Source organism: Streptomyces sp. NPDC006365, from assembly GCF_042870755.1.
GTDB lineage: Bacteria > Actinomycetota > Actinomycetes > Streptomycetales > Streptomycetaceae > Streptomyces > Streptomyces xiangluensis.
In genome coordinates this window covers 280,883-297,571 of record NZ_JBIAHS010000005.1, presented here as the reverse complement: position 1 = coordinate 297,571, position 16,689 = coordinate 280,883, and the positions used below count along the sequence as shown (strand labels likewise).

Annotated in this window: 12 protein-coding genes and 4 pseudogenes; 9 read left to right on the top strand and 7 right to left on the bottom strand. The window is 69.1% G+C overall.

All coding sequences use genetic code 11. The features are described from left to right. Window positions 1-89 precede the first annotated feature (89 nt). Window positions 90-2,267 carry a hypothetical protein gene (locus ACFYO0_RS17350; RefSeq protein WP_388676102.1) on the top strand — a complete coding sequence of 726 codons (2,178 nt, stop codon included), beginning with the start codon at window positions 90-92 and terminating at the stop codon, window positions 2,265-2,267. After that, window positions 2,165-2,842, top strand: a complete 678-nt coding sequence (locus ACFYO0_RS17345; RefSeq protein ID WP_388676099.1) for a hypothetical protein — start codon at window positions 2,165-2,167, stop codon at window positions 2,840-2,842. Before ACFYO0_RS17350 ends, ACFYO0_RS17345 begins: the two co-directional genes overlap by 103 nt. 13 nt (window positions 2,843-2,855) lie before the next feature. On the opposite strand, the gene ACFYO0_RS17340 is transcribed toward ACFYO0_RS17345, so the two are convergent. Both ACFYO0_RS17340 and ACFYO0_RS17335 read right to left on the bottom strand, forming a co-directional pair. Next, entirely contained in the window at window positions 2,856-3,308 is a 453-nt protein-coding gene (locus ACFYO0_RS17340; protein WP_388676097.1) for a hypothetical protein, read from the bottom strand. Between the two features lie 278 nt (window positions 3,309-3,586). Next, window positions 3,587-6,070 carry an alpha-L-arabinofuranosidase C-terminal domain-containing protein gene (locus ACFYO0_RS17335; RefSeq protein ID WP_388676094.1) on the bottom strand — a complete coding sequence of 828 codons (2,484 nt, stop codon included), beginning with the start codon at window positions 6,068-6,070 and terminating at the stop codon, window positions 3,587-3,589. Window positions 6,071-6,229: 159 nt separating this feature from the next. On the opposite strand from ACFYO0_RS17335, the gene ACFYO0_RS17330 reads away from it, so the two are divergent. Further along, window positions 6,230-6,721: a DUF6314 family protein gene (locus ACFYO0_RS17330; RefSeq protein WP_388676091.1), complete on the top strand. Its 492-nt coding sequence runs from the start codon at window positions 6,230-6,232 to the stop codon at window positions 6,719-6,721. 39 nt (window positions 6,722-6,760) lie between these two features. Here ACFYO0_RS17330 and ACFYO0_RS17325 read toward each other — a convergent pair whose 3' ends face one another. Continuing rightward, entirely contained in the window at window positions 6,761-7,345 is a 585-nt protein-coding gene (locus ACFYO0_RS17325; protein WP_388676088.1) for a histidine phosphatase family protein, read from the bottom strand. A 182-nt stretch (window positions 7,346-7,527) separates the two neighbouring features. Next, window positions 7,528-8,970, bottom strand: a complete 1,443-nt coding sequence (locus ACFYO0_RS17320; protein ID WP_388676085.1) for a PLP-dependent aminotransferase family protein — start codon at window positions 8,968-8,970, stop codon at window positions 7,528-7,530. Here ACFYO0_RS17320 and ACFYO0_RS17315 point away from each other — a divergent pair. After that, complete coding sequence (locus ACFYO0_RS17315) at window positions 8,969-9,910, top strand: DMT family transporter (RefSeq protein WP_388676082.1); 942 nt, start codon at window positions 8,969-8,971, stop codon at window positions 9,908-9,910. The two genes, ACFYO0_RS17320 and ACFYO0_RS17315, sit on opposite strands and share 2 nt — an antisense overlap. A 94-nt stretch (window positions 9,911-10,004) precedes the next feature. After that, entirely contained in the window at window positions 10,005-10,208 is a 204-nt protein-coding gene (locus ACFYO0_RS17310) for a DUF1918 domain-containing protein (RefSeq protein ID WP_388676079.1), read from the top strand. A 37-nt stretch (window positions 10,209-10,245) separates the two neighbouring features. Here the strand turns inward: ACFYO0_RS17310 and ACFYO0_RS17305 are convergent. The 3 genes and pseudogenes from ACFYO0_RS17305 to ACFYO0_RS17295 all read right to left on the bottom strand — a co-directional run. Further along, window positions 10,246-10,550: pseudogene (locus ACFYO0_RS17305) on the bottom strand (hypothetical protein); the annotation flags it as partial. A gap of 214 nt (window positions 10,551-10,764) precedes the next feature. Continuing rightward, entirely contained in the window at window positions 10,765-12,018 is a 1,254-nt protein-coding gene (dacB, locus tag ACFYO0_RS17300; protein WP_388676076.1) for a D-alanyl-D-alanine carboxypeptidase/D-alanyl-D-alanine-endopeptidase, read from the bottom strand. A gap of 695 nt (window positions 12,019-12,713) precedes the next feature. Then, window positions 12,714-13,766, bottom strand: a pseudogene (locus ACFYO0_RS17295) (ISAzo13 family transposase); the annotation flags it as partial. A gap of 258 nt (window positions 13,767-14,024) precedes the next feature. Here ACFYO0_RS17295 and ACFYO0_RS17290 point away from each other — a divergent pair. The 4 genes and pseudogenes from ACFYO0_RS17290 to ACFYO0_RS17275 all read left to right on the top strand — a co-directional run. Continuing rightward, complete coding sequence (locus ACFYO0_RS17290; protein ID WP_388676073.1) at window positions 14,025-14,660, top strand: transposase; 636 nt, start codon at window positions 14,025-14,027, stop codon at window positions 14,658-14,660. A 632-nt stretch (window positions 14,661-15,292) separates the two neighbouring features. After that, entirely contained in the window at window positions 15,293-16,033 is a 741-nt protein-coding gene (locus tag ACFYO0_RS17285; protein ID WP_388676070.1) for a class I SAM-dependent methyltransferase, read from the top strand. 165 nt (window positions 16,034-16,198) lie between these two features. After that, window positions 16,199-16,318 (top strand): annotated as a pseudogene (locus tag ACFYO0_RS17280) (peptidase); the annotation flags it as partial. A 202-nt stretch (window positions 16,319-16,520) separates the two neighbouring features. Further along, a pseudogene (locus tag ACFYO0_RS17275) lies at window positions 16,521-16,688 on the top strand (transposase); the annotation flags it as partial. Window position 16,689 lies beyond the last annotated feature (1 nt).

Sequence of the window (16,689 nt, the reverse complement as noted above, 5' to 3'; positions counted from 1 at the left end):
AGAAGGAGACGTTACCCGAAGCAGTTCCAGGGATTGGCCCCTTCGTTCGCATGACGCCTGAGGCCCGGCCGCATGGTCCGCTGGATCGCATGGCGATGGACAGGCGTACGGCGGTGAAGGCGTTGGGGATCGGCTCGCTGGGGCTCGGCTCGCTCCGGTTCACAAGCGCTCCGAAGGCACGCGGGGCGGCCATCACGGTGCAGGGCGAGTCGGCCGTCCGTACCAACATCCCGACGGCCCGGGACCGCCGGGCCTCGGGCGGCGGGTTACTGGCGCTGGCGACCCCTCAGCCTCCCCCGGAACAGGGCTGGTACGCGACGTACGAGGTCGAGGTCCCGGCCGAAGGGCCGTACCGGCTGACCGCGGTGGCCACGGTGCCGGTCGAGCAGCCGCATATCGAGGAGATCGGCTGCTACTTCAAGCTCGGGGTGGGCGACGGGCCCCTCGTGCCGGTCGCCCGCTCGCAGCCGTACTGGTACGAATCCGTGCCCGCGTGGGGCGATCTCTCCGAACTCGCCCTGGGGGTCCTTGAGTTGGAGCGCGGCCGGAACACGATCACCTTCGTCGCAGACAAGCCGACCGTGCTGTCCGACTCCACCGGTTACCGTTTCCTGCTCGACCGGTTCACGCTGACGCCCGTGGCCCGCGTCGCGCCGCTCGGCATCCATCTCGGGGACCCGACCCACAACCTGGGTACGTATCGGGGCGACGAGCCCCGACTCCCGCAACTGACCCTTGTCCTGGAAACGCGCACGCAACGGCCCCGCACGTTGCCTTTCACCGTCACCGACTACTTCGGCAACGAGGTCGCACGAGGGCAGGCGACCGTCCCTGCCGGCCAGGCGCAGACATCGATCGCGCTCCCACGATTGCGCCAACTACCGCCGGGCCACTACCGGGTGACAGCCGCGGGCGTCACGGGCTGCTTCGCCCGGCTGCCCGAGCGACGGCCCGTCACCGGCCCTGGCAACCGTTTCGGCGTCAACACCTACGTCTTCTCCCTCGTCCCGCCCTCCCGTCTCGACGCGTTCGCCGCCGCGATGAAGGACATGGGCGCCGGACACGTACGCGACGGAATGGCCTGGCCCGCCGCAGAACCGAGCCGTGGCACGTACGACACGCGGCTGTACGACAACGTGCGGCGGGCCTTCCACCGCCACGGAATCGCCACGCTCGACGTACTGACCACCGCCCCGGAGCGGGCGATGACGGAGGCCTCGCTGCCGCTGGCCGCCGATCTTCGGGACGCCTACCGCTACGCCGCCCATCTGGCCGCCGCCCCGCCCGACGCGATCCAGCTGTCCAACGAGCCCGACGTCGACACGACCAGTTCCACCGGCGACCAGCACGCGGCCTTCGTCAAGGCGGCGGCGCTGGGGATCGCGGACGCGGGTCCCTCCACCACGGTCACCGTGCTGCCCGGCATCGCCGACGCGGGCAGCCACTTCCAGACCCTGATGCTGCAGAACGACGTGGCCCGGTACGCCGACGCATGGGGCTTCCACGGATACCCGGACCCGACAGACCAGGACGAACCCGAGGTCCCCGAATCGGCCGACGTACAAAGGGAGTTGCGCCGTCTCTACGGGGCCTCGCGGCTGCCGATGTGGATGACGGAGTGCGGGGTCTTCCTCGATGCGCGGCCCGGCAGCGATCTGACTCCCGCGCAACAGGCCGTCCAGGCCCGCTATCTCGTCCGCGCGACCGTGCGGAGCCTGGCGGCCGGTACGGGGAAGCAGTTCTGGTTCGGCGCGCCGCCCATCCATGACGAGGGCGTGTACTTCGGGCTGCTCAGCCGCGAGTTCCAGCCCTGGCCCGCCTACAGCGCCCACGCCGCGCTCACCTCGCTGCTCGGCGAGGCACGTTTCGTGGAGCGGCTGTCCGACATGTGCTACGTGTTCGCGGCGGGTGCGGGGCGGCGGGTCACGGTGGTCTGGGGACCGGCGGCGGAGGTGTCGGAGGTGGAGGTTCCGATGGTCTCCGGGGGGACGGCCGAGGTGTACGACATCATGGGCCGGCGCGTGGGGACGGTAGGGCCCGAGGGCCGGGTGAAGGTCTCGGAAGACCCGGTCTATGTCGTTCAGGAAGGCGCACGGGGCGCCCTGCCCGAGCCACCCCTGACCGCAACCCCACCACCCGCAAACTGTCAGTCGCCGAGCACATCGTGCTCAGCCAGCGGTTCGACATCGCCAACGCCGCGCCGAACAAGGCCGACGGCGACGCCCAACCGCCCCTCGGCTACCGGCTGTCCACCACGACCCGGATGACGGTCGACGTCTACAACTTCAACGCCACGCCCCAGACCGTCGAGCTGACCGGCCGCGCCTTCGGCGGCTGGACGGTACGGCCGACCCGGGCGTGGGACCGGATCACCGTGCCGCCCAAGGGCCGTACGAGCGTGGAGTTCGCGGTCGTCGCCGGGAAGGGCGTGCGCCGGGGCGTGGACTATCCGCTGGTCTTCGAGGCGACGATCCCTGCCCCGGACGGCGACCGCTCCGTCTCGCCCTCCGTTTCGCGCATCCAGCGCAGGTCTCGCAGGCGCGGAACGCCGATCCCGCTCGCGCCCTCCGTCGACCGGCTCACATCGGCCGACGGAACCACGGTCGACGGCCCTGACGTACGTGTGGAGGCCCGGATCACCGAGGCCCTCTCGGGCGTGGACGCGGAGCGCGTCGGCGTCGAGGTGGACGGCCGACGCGCGCCTTGCCACTACGATCCGGCCACCGGACGGCTGACGGCCACTCTGCGCCTTCAGCCGGGTCGCCACGAGATTTGGGTCCGGGCGTACAACAGGGCGCACGCCCCGGCCCAGGCGTCGGCGACGGTGACCGTGAGCGCGTAACCGGTCGGGCCGCTCAGTCCGCGATCATCCGGTTGCCGAACCACCCCCTGGGCTCGGTGTTGCGCTCCCGCTGACGGCGTACGACATAGCGACCGGGTGCGATGCCGGTGCCGCCGTGCTCCGGGTGGATGAGGTACGCGACTGCCGAGGTGTCGATCATGCCGAGGGCGAGGCCGGTCGGGTCGCGGAGGTCGCCGGTGAAGCGGCAGGTGCCCGGGTCGGCGACGAGGGAGTGCGGATTGCCGCCCGCGGCGCTGCGCAGCAGCTCGATGCCCGCGGCGGGGACGTCCTGCCAGCGCGTGTACTCGTGTGTGGAGACACCGTGCTCGATGAACGCGTACGGGATGACGATCAGGTCGCCCTGGGCCTGGAGGCCGTCCACGACGGGGATGGTCACCTGGCGTTCCAGGTGATCGAGGACGTCGAGACCGGTGAGGTCGGTGAGTTCGGCGAGGGTCATGGTCATGCAGATCACCTTTGGTGTGTGAGGGCAGCTCACGAACGACTGCATGAATGTCCTTGTCGAATACGGGAGTTGAGCGCTGCGGGGGCGTAGAGGCGAGGTCCGGGCTTCGGGGCGTACGACCGCCCCGCCGCCTCACGTACGGCGCACGAGTCGGGCGTACTGCTCGCCGGGCAACACCTTTCTCTCCGCCACGGTTGGTGCACTTGAGGACGTACGGGCGGCCCAGGCACCGAAGTACGCCTGAGCCGCCCGCCGATCACCTCATCCGATCCTTCGGATCACCTCTCCTTGATCCTGAGGAAGGTGACCGAGTTCGCCGGGAAGGTGTACGTGAACTTGCTGCTCACCCCCTCGAAGGTGGACCTGACCGGGGCAACGGGCGTCTCCGTCTCGGAGTTGACCGCATCGGGCGCGGCCTTCAGCGTCGTCACAGCGGCCTTCTTCGACGTCTTCAGACCGCCGAGGTCGATCGCCGTACGGGCGTCCGCCGACTGGGCGTTGACCACCTTGACGATCACATCGCCGGTCTTCGCGTCGCGCGTGACGACCTGACGGAACGGCTCGGCCGGCTTGTCGTCGGTGAAGCTGCCCCACTCCTTGCCGTCGAGGTAGAGGGTCACCTGACGGCCGCGGACCTTGATGTCGACGTCGTACGCGCGGCCCGTCTCGATCGATCCGGCCTTGGAGATGAGCGTCGACTTGCCACCGTCCGAGGCCTGTTCGACGGCGGACTGCGTGTTGTTCCAGCCGCCCAGGTTCCACCAGTAGTAGTTCCCGGTGTCCTTGACGCCGAAGGCGACGAGGAAGCCCTCCTTGCCGGACTTCTTGGTGGCCTTCACATGCAGGTCGTAGTCGTGCCAGGCCGGGTCGCCCGCCGACACCATGGTGTTCTCTGCGGCCGCGTCGGTCTGCACGTACTGCCCGTCCTGGACGCTCCAGCTGCCGCCGCCCGTGTGCGTCCACTTCGAGGCGTCACCGGAGAAGTCGTCGCTGAGCAGCGTCGCACCGTCCGCGCCGGTCACCTTCACGTCGTCGTACGCGGCACTCGTCGCCCAGGTCGACAGACCGACCGCACCAGAGATCGGGCCGCTCACCGAGGGCGTGCTGGTCGCCTCGGAAGGCACGACCCGGTCGCCGACGTTGCGCATGAACAGCTTCTGGACCTCGTAGCTGGCCGAGTTCCAGGAGGCGTGGTTGTTGAACCAGATCATGTCGGGGCGCCACTGCACGTAGTCCTCGTTGGCGAGCAGCGGGGCGTACGAGGCGAGCTTCACGATGTCCGCGTTGCGCTCCAGGCCGGTCATGAACGCGGCTTCGGAGAGGGCGTTCTTGAAGGCGTTGCCCTGCGAGGCGTACTCACCGAGGAAGACCTTGGGGCCGTTCCTGTCGTACGAGTCGTAGCGGTCGTTGTTCTGCAGGAACCACTGCGGGCTGTTGTAGTAGTGCTCGTCGACCATGTCGACGTTGCCCTCGCGGTTGAGCTTCCAGGCCGTGTCGAAGGTCGAACCGCTGTCGTCCGGGCCGGAGTTGGAGATGACGGTGATGTCCGGGTACTTCGCCTCGATGGCCGCGCGGAACTGCTTGAAGCGGGCGAAGAACTCGTTCGGCAGGTTCTCCTCGTTACCGACGCCGAGGTGGGTGAGGTTGAAGGGCTTCGGGTGGCCCATCTGCGCCCGCTTCTTGCCCCACTCGCTGGTCGCGGGACCGTTGGCGAACTCGATCAGATCGAGGGTGTCCTGGATGTGGCGCTTGAGGAGCGCGTCGTCGTCGGTGGCCTTGTTCTGGCCGCAGCCGGTGACGAGGGCGGGCACGACGGGCAGCGGCATAGCGCCGATGTCCTCGGAGAACTGGAAGTACTCGTAGTAACCGAGGCCGTAACTCTGGTTGTATCCCCAGAAGTTGGCGTTGGTCGCGCGCTGCTCGACGGGCCCGATGGTGTCCTTCCACTGGTACGAGCGCTTGCGCTGCCAGCCGGACGCCTCGTCGTATCCCTCCATGCTGCCGGTGTTGACCAGACAGCCGCCGGGGAAGCGCACGAAGGACGGGTCGAGCGCGGCGATCTTCTCGGCGAGGTCCTTGCGCAGGCCGTGACCCTTGTATGTGTCGCGCGGCAGAAGCGAGATCATGTCCAGCGCGACGGGGCCGGCGGTGGCGACGGTGAGGCGGCCCGCCGCGCTCGTACGGGTCGCGGTGAACCTTGCCTTGTACTTCGCCCAGCCGCCGCGCGCGGTGACTCGCCGAGCCTCGGCGAGCGCGCCGTCGGCGTCCGCCAGAGTCACGGTGAGGGCGGAGGCCTGTTCGGCGCGGGCCCAGACGGAGAAGTTGTAGACCTCGCCCTTCTCTACGGAAATCCCGGTGTTGTAACCGGAGTTGGTGACGGACGAACCGCCGTCCAGGGTGAGGTAGGTGCGGTTGCGTTCATTGAGGCGGCCGTCGTCGTTCACGGCCTTCGCGGTGCCCGTGGCGGCCCAGGAGGTGAGGGGCGTGTACGAGGCGTGGTCGGCCGTCGAGTACTCGAACGACCGGTTCTGCACGAGCTCTGAATAAAGGCCGCCGTCCGCGGCCCGGTTGATGTCCTCGAAGAAGACGCCGTACATCGTGTCGTCGATCTTCGCGCCCTTGGTCTTCGGGGCGACGGCGATCGCGTAGTCGGTGGTGTCCTCGGCGGCGGCGTTCCCCGGTGCGGCCGGGACGAGGAGCGAGGCGGCCATGATGCCGGTGGCCGTCAGGGCGAGTCTCCAGCGGGTGCGGGTGCGTGACATGGATACTCCGCGGCTCTGGTGTCGGTTTTCTCGGCTGTTCTCAGCAGTACTAGACTGTTCGGTATATCGGACAATGATCAATACTTCGAACGGCAAGATAGGGAGGGGGCTGGAGTGAGTCAATGGTTTGCGCAGGACACGTCAAGGAGGCGGACCAGCGTGGACGGTTTCTGGCCGGTTGCCGATGTATTGGCGTATCTGGCGGGGAGTTGGCGAGTGGAGCGTTCCGTACGGGATCTCGCGAGCGGGGAGGAGGGGACGTTCAGCGGCACGACGGAGTTCGCACCGCTCGAAGAGGGCGGCCTGCTCCACCACGAGTCCGGCACCTTCGTCTGGCAGGGCGTCGCCCGCCCCGCCGAGCGGACACTGCGGTTCCTGCCGGGCACTGCGCCGGGCCGCGCCGACGTACGGTTCGCCGACGGCCGCCCCTTCCACGACCTGGACCTGACATCCGGGCAGCACATTGCGGACCATCCGTGCGCCGCGGACCTCTACCGGGGCGAGTTCACCGTGTCCGACGCGGACCACTGGCGCACCGCGTGGCGGGTGGGCGGACCGGCCAAGGACCTGGTGCTCACCACGGACTACACGCGCACTGCCCAGGGTCCGTCAGGAGGGCCCTGGCGTCCGCGATCGCCCGGCGGACCCTAGCCTTGGTGATGCCACCTTCGGAGGCAGGGAAGCAAGCATTCAGACGAGCAGGGACTGATAGTCGAGACGCAGGTTCCAGCGCCCCGCCCGGCCCGTGATCGTGGCCATCGACAAGGGGCGGACGTCGATGTTCCAGTACGTCGACGGGGGCGCCTTCAGGGCATAGACGAGCGCGGCGCGTACGACCGCGGGTTCGGCCACCGCGACAATGCGGGCGCCGTCGTCGGCGGGACGGGTGTCGAGCCAGCTGCCCACCCGCTGGATGAACGCCACCAGCGACTCACCGCCGTGCGGCGCGGAGTACGGGTCGGCCAGCCACGCGTCCACGGCCCGCGGTTCGCGGGCCATCGCCTCGCCGAGGGTGAGGCCGCGCCAGCGGCCCATGTCGCAGTCCCGCAGGGCGAGCTGGGCCAGCGGCGCGAGACCGAGCGCGTCACCGGTGGCCCGGCTCCGCGGCGTCGGCGAGCAGTACCGCAATTCGGCCGCCGCCAGGTACACCAGGGTGTGGGCGACGCGCTGCACCTCGTTCCAGCCCGGCAGGTCGAGCGGCCGGTCGTCGCCGAAGCGCTCGGCGAGCAGCGGGGAGCTGCGGGCGGCGGCGAGGAGCGTGACACGAACGTGCATGCGGCGATCGTGGGGTGCGCAACTGCGCAGGTCAAGGGGGTAGCTGAGGGTACCGGGAGGCTCACGCCCACCACAGGACGACCGGCTCGGTCATCGCGGGGAGGCCGACTCGGTCATGGCAGGGGCGGACGCGCCGGTCACCGCAAGGCGGCCGGACCGGTCACACCGTGACGGGCGCCGTTTCACCGGCCCTGGAACATCTCGTCGCAGGCGATGCGCAACCTGCGTACGCCCTCCGTGATCTCCGCCGTGCCCGCCACGGCCGCGAAGCTCAGCCGCAGGTGCGCGGCGGCGGGTTCGGCGCTGAAGTAGGGGCGGCCGGGGGTGACGGCGACGCCCGCGCGCAGAGCGGCGGCGACCAGGGCCGACTCGTCCGTGCCATCGGGCAGCCGCAGCCACAGGTGGTAGCCGCCGGCGGGGATGTGCGGGAGGGCGAACTCGGGCAGGTGCAGCCGCAGTGCGGCCGTCATCGTGTCGCGGCGGTTCTTCAGCTCCGCCGCCACAGCCCGCAGATGACGGGGCCAGGCGGGCGAGCCGACGAGCTCCAGGGCCGCCTCCTGGAGCGGGCGCGGCACGAAGAAGGTGTCGACGACCTGGATGGCCCGCAACCGTTCCAGTACGGGCCCGCGGGCGGCGAGCGCGCTCACCCGGAAGCTCGGCGACGTCGCCTTGGTCAAGGAGCACACATGCACGACGACTCCCTCGGGATCGTCCGAGGCCAGCGGACGCGGCAACGGCCCCGCGTCCTCGTGCGCGAGACGCCGGACGAAATCGTCCTCCACGACGAAAGCACCGGCCTCGCGCACGATCCGCAGCACCTCACCGCGCCGCTCGGGCGCGAGCATGGCGCCGGTCGGGTTCTGGAACAGCGGCTGGCAGACGAAGACACGGGCACCGGTCGCCTGGAACGCGTCGGCGAGCAGGTGGGGACGCACCCCGTCGGCATCGACCGGTACGGGTACGGGGCGAAGCCCAGCCGCCCGGGCGATCGCCAGCATGCCGGGATACGTGGGCGATTCGACGAGCACCGGCGCGCCAGGCGGAGCGAGGGCGCGCAGAGCGGTGGTCAGCGCGGACTGGCCGCCCGCCGCGATCAGCACCTCGGCGGCCGTGATCGCGCCGCCGAGGCCCCGCGCGAACCACTCACGCAGCTCCGGCAAGCCGTCCACCGGCGGGCGCCCCCAGGCACCGGGACGGCGGCCGGCCCGGGCCAGCGCCGCGGCCATCGCCCGCTCCGGCTGCAACGAAGGGTGCAGATAGCCGCCGTTGAACTCGATGACTCCGGGCGGCGGGGCGGCCAGCGTGACCAGCACCCCGGAGGCGTCGACGGTACGCGGCACGAGTTCGGCGGCGGCGTCCGCGGTGAGCGCGAGCTCCTGCCAGGAGGTGTCCCCCGCGGCAGGCCCGTCACCCCGCGGCCGAGCCCGGAACGCACCGGCCCCGGGCCGTGTCACCACCAGCCCCTCGGCGGCCAGCTGCGCCAAGGCCCGGGACACGGTCACCGGACTCACCCTGAACCGCTCGACGAGTACACGGCTGGACGGCAGCTTTCCACCAAGTGAGTAGCGGTCCAACTCATTCCGCAGCCGATCGGCCAGTGCTGCCACACTGCTACGCTCTTGCATGAGAGCACAGAATAGCGCTACTGCGCCCACTTCAGTAGCGGTCCCCGCCGCCCGGGCGCGACCAGCCACCGAAAGTCCACAGGTGTCACCCCGTGGCGTGCTCCGGGCCGCCCTCGGGGTCACCGCCTTCTCCCTCACCTTCCCCGCCACCGCCTGGGGCCTGGAAGGCTTCGGCCCCTGGTCGCTCGTGGCCGTACGCAGCGCCCTCGCCGCGCTCATCGCCGGCGCCTGTCTGCTCGCCCTGCGCGTACCGTTGCCGGCCCGCCATCACTGGCCAGGGCTGTCCGTCGTGGCCGCCGGAGTCGTACTCGGCTTCCCCATGCTCACCACCCTCGCCCTGGAGACCTCGACCACCGCCCACGCCGCCGTCGTGGTCGGTCTGCTCCCCTTGACCACCGCGCTGTTCTCGGCACTGCGCGTCGGCTCCCGCCCCTCCCGTGGCTTCTGGGCCGCGGCGCTCGCGGGCGCCGCCGTGGTGATCGCGTTCACCGTGACGCAGAGCGGCGGAGCCCTGACCAGTGCTGACGCGTACCTCTTCGGGGCGCTGCTGGTCTGCGCGGCCGGATACACGGAGGGCGGCCGACTGGCCCGTGTGATGCCCGGATGGCACGTCATCGGCTGGGCTCTGGTGTTGTGCCTGCCGCTCACGATTCCGGCGGCCACGGTGGCGCTGTCGTACGAGCCCGTACAGCTGACGGCGCACAGCGTGACCGGGCTGCTCTGGGTCGCGGTCGGCTCGCAGTTCCTGGGCCTGGTGGTGTGGTACCGGGGCATGGCGGCGATCGGCATCCCGAAGGCCAGCCAGTTGCAGCTCGCTCAGCCCCTGCTCACACTGGTGTGGTCGGTGCTGCTCCTCGGCGAGCAGCTCACACCCGCCGCACCCCTGGCCGCCGCGGCCGTACTGGTCTGCATCGCGGTCGCCCAGCGAGCACGCGCCTGACCGGCACGCACCGCGCCGGTGGCAACCGGCTCCACCCGCCCTAGACTGAGACCCACGGACCGCTACTCCCGTGCGAGACGAGGAGGCCCTCCAGATGCGTGCAAGCAAAGGCGATCACCTGCTGGTGCACGGCAGGATCGTCGGACAGCACGACCGGGTCGGGGAAGTCGTCGAAGTACTGGGGCCGGACGGCAATCCGCCGTTCCGCGTCCGCTTCGAGGACGGCCACGAGACCGTGATGTCCCCTGGTCCTGACACCACAGTCCAGCATCACATCAGGGAGACCAAGACCCAGTAGGTCCCGGACCACAGAGGTCCGGACCCAGCGGGTCGGATCAACGCGGCGGCTTCGCCGACTGCTGATAGTGGTCGGCGACCACGCGTGCCATGGCGCCGATCGGGTCGGCATCGACCTCCCTGGCCGCGAAGAAGACATGCCCGCTCGCTTGCGGGTGATCGCGGGCGAAGGTCAGGTGCCGGGTCCTGCCAGGCGTCGGGACAGCTCGGCAGGGTCCTGCCAGACGTCGGGCTGCGCGGGATCGCCGGCCTTGTACAGCGCCTCCCCCACATACAGCCGCGTACTGCCGCCCTCGGCGACCTCCGCCCACCAGGGCAGCAGCTTCGCGTAGTCGGCGGCGGCGGCACGGCGTCCGTCGCGCAGGCGCTGCGGCCGAACGCCGTGTGCCCCTCGGCCTCGAACGTCAGCAACTACGCGTGGGACCTCCACCTCGGCGGACGCGGCGTGCGCACCGTGCACGCCGCGATCGCGCAGGACGCTGCGCGAGGCGGCCCGGGGCCGGCGCTGCACCGGGTGCGGCTGTGTCCGGCTCCCCGGTACCGGGCTCAGCCCCGGCTCAGAAGCAGCCGTTCACTGTGGCGGCCAGGCCGTCCAGGACTTTCTTGGTGGCGGCCGGGTCAGCGGAAGCGCCGTTCTCGACGAAGGAGAAGACCTTCCAGCGTCCGTCCTCACCGGTGGTGAGACCGCTCAGGGCGAGGGCACCGGTGAGAGTGCCGGTCTTGGCCTTGACCTCGCCCTTGGCACAGTTGCTGGGCTCGGTGTCGAACCGGCCCGTGCCAGGCCCCAGGGTCCCGGTCTCGCCGGCCTCTGGGAGCCCGTCCAGAACGGGCCCGAGGACAGCCTTGTTCTGCGGATCGGTCAACAGATCCAGCAGGTCCGCGAGGGTGGTGGCCGGTATCCGGGCGGAACGGGACAGCCCACTCCCGTCGAACAGCTGGACGCCGTCCAACGAGATGCCGTACTTCTCGCTGAGGATGTTGCGCACAGCTGTTGTCCCACCCTCGAACGTGGCGGGCTGACCGGCGCCGATCGCGGTCATCCGCAGCAGGGTCTCGGCAATGTTGTTGTCGCTGTTGAGCATCATCCTCTTGACGATCTCGGACAGCGGCGGGGAGTTGTGGCTGGCCACCGGTACATCGGTGGCGGCAGCCGTGCCGCGGGCGACCGTGCCGTCAACAGTGACGCCCTGGTCGGTGAGTAACCGGGCGAAGACCTCCCCGGCATCGATGGACGTGTCCATGACCGGCTTGCCGTCGACCACCAGAGGCCGGACCGGGGACACCACGTCCGGGAAGTAGCCGTCGTTCCAGCCTTCGGCGAGCGTGGGCTCGGGGAAGAGGCTGTCGTCCACGCGCACTTTCACCGAAGTCAGGCCCGCCGCGGAGAGGCCGTCGACAGCCGTCTTCGCGAGGACGGAGAGGTCGTCGGCGGTGAGAACCCTGTCGCCGCCGCCGACCAGCGTGAGCGTGCCATCGCCGTAGACGACGCGGGTGGTGAAGCGATGGTCCGGACCGAGCGCGGTCAGGGCCGCGGTCGCGGTCGCGAGCTTGGCATTGGACGCGGGCATCAGCGCCGTGGAGGCGTTGTTGTCGAAGATCTCACCGTTGGACTCGGCGTCCATCACGAAACCACTGAGATTGGCGCCGAGGCCGGCCTCCTTGATACGAGCCTCAAGATCGTCGGCAATCTTCTGATCGGCCTGACTCAGCGAAGCGCTGTCGTTCGCGTAGGACGTGTAGCCCGCCAGAACGGATCCCATGACGGGTCCGGTCACGGCGAGGCCGAGCATTCGGCGGACCGCCGGGCTCATGGGTTTCCGCTTGCGATGGCGCCTCGCGGCAGGCGCGGCGGGGTGGGGGTTGTATGCCGACAGCGGCACGTGAGTTCTATCGCTCCCGCTGACCGTGGTTTCGTGCATGACAGTTCCAATGGCTCGAAGGCTTGGGGTGTTGACCCTTGAGACGGATCAAACATCCCTGTATACGCGCCACGGCAACCAATTACTCGAATCTTCAAGGAACTTGACCTACCGTCAATCGTTGAAGGAGGTCCTGGACGTCGCGATCGCCGGGTGACACCGACACAGTCGCCACGCTCGACCGTCCCGGGCCCCCGAAGTTCCCGCCGAGCCCGACCCAGCCGCCCAACTCGCCCTGCAGGCCGCCGCCGCCCGCCGCATCCTCGAACACGCTGCGGCCATCCTGGAGGTCGTACGCGGCGCTGCTTCGGCCGATCCCGAACTCGCCGAGCTGCGGCAGACCAGCCTGCGGCAGCGGTACACGGTTCAACTCCGGTTCGCCGAGGCCCTGGTGCCCAAATCCGAAGGCCCTCTGCCGACGACCACGACGCCACAGGCGCCGACACCGCCGCCGCCCTCCGCCACACCGGCCGCGACTACGCCCGGCCCCTACGAGCCCTCGGCCGCACCTGACGAACCCGGACAGATCTCGATCACGCAATGGCCCTGGGGCCTGCCGATCAATAACTCGTCGATCTTGGTGGGGATTACGGGAGGGTGGGGTCGTGCCCGGCGATCGCGGCGAGTTGTTGTGCCGTGGTCACGGTGAGGGCGCCGGCCGGGACCTTGTGCCCGAGCGCGGTGAGCACGGGGGTGACCTCCTGGAGGGTCGCGCCGATTCTGCTCTTGGCCAGGCTGGTCGCCTCGGCGAGAGCGGCGTTCGTCATGGACCAGCGCCTCTTGAGGAGGAAGACGACAAGCTGGTCGGAGACGGAGAGCCGTCTGCCGCCGGCGCCGGGGCCGCCGTCGGGGCGTTTCCCAGGCAGGAAGATCGGCGGGTGCTCGGCACGCCAGGCTCGGTAGCGGACGGCGAGATCGTCAAAGGCGGCGGGCTCGAGTCCGGTGAGGCTGGGGTGCCGCAACCAGGCGGGGAGCTTATCCCCGATGGGAAAGCGCCCGAACTCGAGGCTGGGCGGGGGCGATTGGGGAGCGAGCGGTTCGGGGCGCAACGTGTAGTTCCATGTGCCGTGCCACTCGTGCGGCGTCAGGGGTAGGCGCTCCATGACGGTGTCGGGGACGGTGACGCCGGTGGGCTAGGCGCCGGGGTCGAACTCGGCGTGGACGGACAGCCCGCTGCGTGTCGTGGTCGCTCCGATGGTGCTGACGACGACTTCGTGGCTGGTCAGGGGCCTGCCACGCCAATTGATGCTGATCTGTGAGAACAGCCGGTGCTCTATTTTGTTCCACTTCGATGTTCCCGGTGGAAAGTGACAGACAGTCACATCAAGGCCCGACTCATAGGCGAAATCGGCGAGTTTCTTCTTCCAGGCACGCACACGGTGGCCGTTGGAGCCTCCGGCGTCGGCGGTGACCAGCAGGCGAGAAGCGTGCGGGTAGCGGCGGCGCCCCTCACCGTTCCACCAGCGGCGCAAAGTGGTCACCGCGAAGGCAGAGGTGTCCCCGTCGCAGCCCACCGACACCCAGCCGGTATCCGCGCCGATGTCGTAGATCCCGTACGGCACGGCTTTCTGGGCACCCTTCTCGGGGAAGTCGTGCGCGCGGACCGGCACCGGCTGCCCGGCGCGATGCCACTCGCGTCCCTCCAGGTGGCCGAAAGATGGCACCTGTGGCACAACCTCGGTCAGGCCGCAGAGCGTTGCGTGTCCCAACACCGCACCTGCCTGCGCGCAGCTCCGCAAGCGGCAGAACGTGTGGAGGAGCCGTCGGCTGAGGAGAGCCCTGCCTCACCATGGCCCACCGGCCATCGTTTCGCCGACCGCATCCGTGCCCGCCATGCGCAGGTCCACGCGCTCCTGGAAGCCGGCCACAGCCGCCGCTCGATCCAACGTCAGCTCCGCATGACCTACCGCACTGTCAAGCAACTTGCAGACGCGAACGCGCCGGAGGAGCTATTCCGTGGCCAGTGGCAGAACCGGCCGACCAAGCTCGATGCGTTCAAGCCGTACCTCCACCAGCGGTGGGAGGACGGCTGCACCAACGCCTGGCAGCCGTGGGAGGAGATCACCGAACGCGGCGGCTACGGCGCTGTACGCGACTATCTGCGTCCCCTTCGGACGACACCACGTCCCCCTGACGTCCAGCCGCCCTCGGTCAGGACGGTGTCCGGATGGTTGCTCACTCACCCCGACGCCCTCCGGGAGGACGACCGGGTCCGGCTGAAGGCCGCTTTCGCCAACTGCCCCGAACTGGAAGCTCTCGCCGGTCACATCCGCTCCTTCGCCCGGATGCTCACGCAGCGAGAAGGCGAGAAGATCGCGGAGTGGATCACGGCCGTCCGCACCGACGACCTCCCCAGCCTCCACACCTTCGCCAGCGGCCTCGAACGTGACCTCGACGCGGTCGTCGCCGGACTCTCCACCCCGTGGAACTCGGGAGTGGTCGAAGGCCATGTCAACCGCATCAAGATGCTCAAGCGCCAAATGTTCGGCCGAGCCGGCTTTGACCTCCTACGAAAACGTGTACTGCTGGCGTGACCGGCAACGTGCAGCGGGCGTCCCTCATTTCGACCGGGGTCGTCAGACGACTGGATGACTTACCGCCATACGATTCCTGGCATGACGCCCAGTTGCTACACGTGTGGCCAGGAAGAACGATTCGACGATCTGCCACTACGGGAGCGCATCGCCGTGGATCAGCACTGGCGGGTGGCCCATGCTTTCGATACGGCACTACCTGGATGGCTGGTGCTGTTGCCACGCCGACATGTCACAGCCATCCACCAGCTCACGGACCTGGAGGCCGAGACGCTGGGAATGTGGCAGGTGAGGTTGTCTCGGGCTCTTCACGACGTGACTGGGTGCGTTAAGACCTACGTTGCGCAGTTCGCTGAGGTCGAAGGCTTCGCCCATGTGCACTTCCACATCATGCCGCGCATGAGCGACCTGCCCCAGCAACTGCGTGGCCCTCGTGTCTTCGGATTGCTCAGGCAGCCCGAACCCCGACGGGTATCCGCTGGCGTTGCAGACGAGATCGTGCATTCTCTTCGGTCCCGCCTACTTCCTGACGCTTACGCCCCGTAACCGACCACAGAAGTTGAGTCAGAGCCTGAGAACTGACAACGCTGCGGGCTCTTTCCGGTGCCAGCGGGAAGGGCATACTGCCGGGTGTGGCGACTTACAACAGCATCGGTGCGACCTACGCTGACACCCGGCGACCGGACCCCCGAATCGCCGCCAGGATCCATCAGGCCCTCGGTGGTGCCGCCACCGTGATCAATGTGGGGGCCGGCACCGGCTCCTACGAACCGTCAGAAACGGTGCTGGCCGTTGAACCCAGCGCAGTGATGATCGCCCAACGGCCGGCCGGATTCGCGCGGGCACTGGAAGCATCCGCGGAGTCGATCCCTCTCGCTGACGACTCGGCCGATGCGGTGATGGCCCTCCTGACCGTGCACCACTGGAGCGACCTGGAAGCCGGCATCGGGGAACTCCGCCGCATTGCCCGGCAGCGGATCGTCGTCTTCACCTTCGACCACGACATCAGCCGCAGGTTCTGGCTACTGGACGAGTACCTGCCGGAGGCGGCCGCGTTCGACGACACACGAGCGGTCGCGGTCGACCGGCTGGTCACGCTGTTGGGAGGCGCCCGCATCGAGACGGTCCCCATCCCGCACGACTGCACCGACGGATTCCTCGCCGCCTTCTGGCGCCGACCCGAGGCATACCTCGATCCGCAGGTCCGGGCCGGTATCTCGATGTTCGCCCAGATCAGCGACGACGTCATCCAGCCTGGCCTGGCCCGGCTGTCCGACGACCTGTCCTCCGGCCGGTGGCACCAACGCCATGCCGACCTGCTCGACCAAGAGGCACTCGATGTCGGCTACCGGCTTCTCGTAGCCGACCTGTAGATCCAGGCGAGCCGTCTGACTGCACACTCAGTGACCGATTTTGCCAGCTGAACTCGCCCGCTGCCCAAATCAGCCGGCACCTCCCCTGTCAGGCTTCTCCCGGGCCACCTCGATGGTGACGGCCAGCGTTCCTGATCTCTCGGGGGAACCGTCGGCTACCACGTCGCGATCTACGCGGGCGACGGCAACGTCCTCCACGCGCCACGCACCGGCAAGAACGTGGAAGTCGTCTCCCTCACCAGCGCCATGCCGGAATCCGACTACCTCGGCGCCACCCGCCCCTGAACACCTGTAGGTTCCGATTCAAGTTGTCAGTGTCCGAGTAATCTGTCGGCAACTTGTCGGTTTGGAAGCGGCGTTGAGGGGTCTTGCCCGGGTGAGCCGGTCGCACAGCCGGGACAGGCGAGGCTCCCTGATCCTCGGAACCGAACAACGAATCGCTCTTGACCTTCACCGGGCAGGAGCCGTGCGACAGCCTCCCGGCTCTCCAGCTGGTGCACCGAAACCGTCCAAGCCCGGCCCTGGTCGACCGCTCGGCTCGAAGAACCGTCGCAGGGCTACCCGGCACGACGTGGGACGCGTCCTCGCCACCGGCGAGGCCTACAGCCGTCCCACCCACCACAACGTCGGCACCAAAACCCGCAGGGCAGGCTGAC

Excerpts from the sequence above, each read along its gene's own strand:
- ACFYO0_RS17350 (WP_388676102.1), top strand. The coding sequence starts at position 90 with ATGGCGATGGACAGGCGTACGGCGGTGAAGGCGTTGGGGATCGGCTCG.
- ACFYO0_RS17340 (WP_388676097.1), bottom strand. The coding sequence starts at position 3,308 with ATGACCATGACCCTCGCCGAACTCACCGACCTCACCGGTCTCGACGTC.
- ACFYO0_RS17335 (WP_388676094.1), bottom strand. The coding sequence starts at position 6,070 with ATGTCACGCACCCGCACCCGCTGGAGACTCGCCCTGACGGCCACCGGC.
- ACFYO0_RS17325 (WP_388676088.1), bottom strand. The coding sequence starts at position 7,345 with ATGCACGTTCGTGTCACGCTCCTCGCCGCCGCCCGCAGCTCCCCGCTG.
- ACFYO0_RS17315 (WP_388676082.1), top strand. The coding sequence starts at position 8,969 with ATGAGAGCACAGAATAGCGCTACTGCGCCCACTTCAGTAGCGGTCCCC.
- ACFYO0_RS17320 (WP_388676085.1), bottom strand. The coding sequence starts at position 8,970 with ATGCAAGAGCGTAGCAGTGTGGCAGCACTGGCCGATCGGCTGCGGAAT.
- ACFYO0_RS17310 (WP_388676079.1), top strand. The coding sequence starts at position 10,005 with ATGCGTGCAAGCAAAGGCGATCACCTGCTGGTGCACGGCAGGATCGTC.
- dacB (WP_388676076.1), bottom strand. The coding sequence starts at position 12,018 with ATGAGCCCGGCGGTCCGCCGAATGCTCGGCCTCGCCGTGACCGGACCC.
- ACFYO0_RS17290 (WP_388676073.1), top strand. The coding sequence starts at position 14,025 with ATGACCTACCGCACTGTCAAGCAACTTGCAGACGCGAACGCGCCGGAG.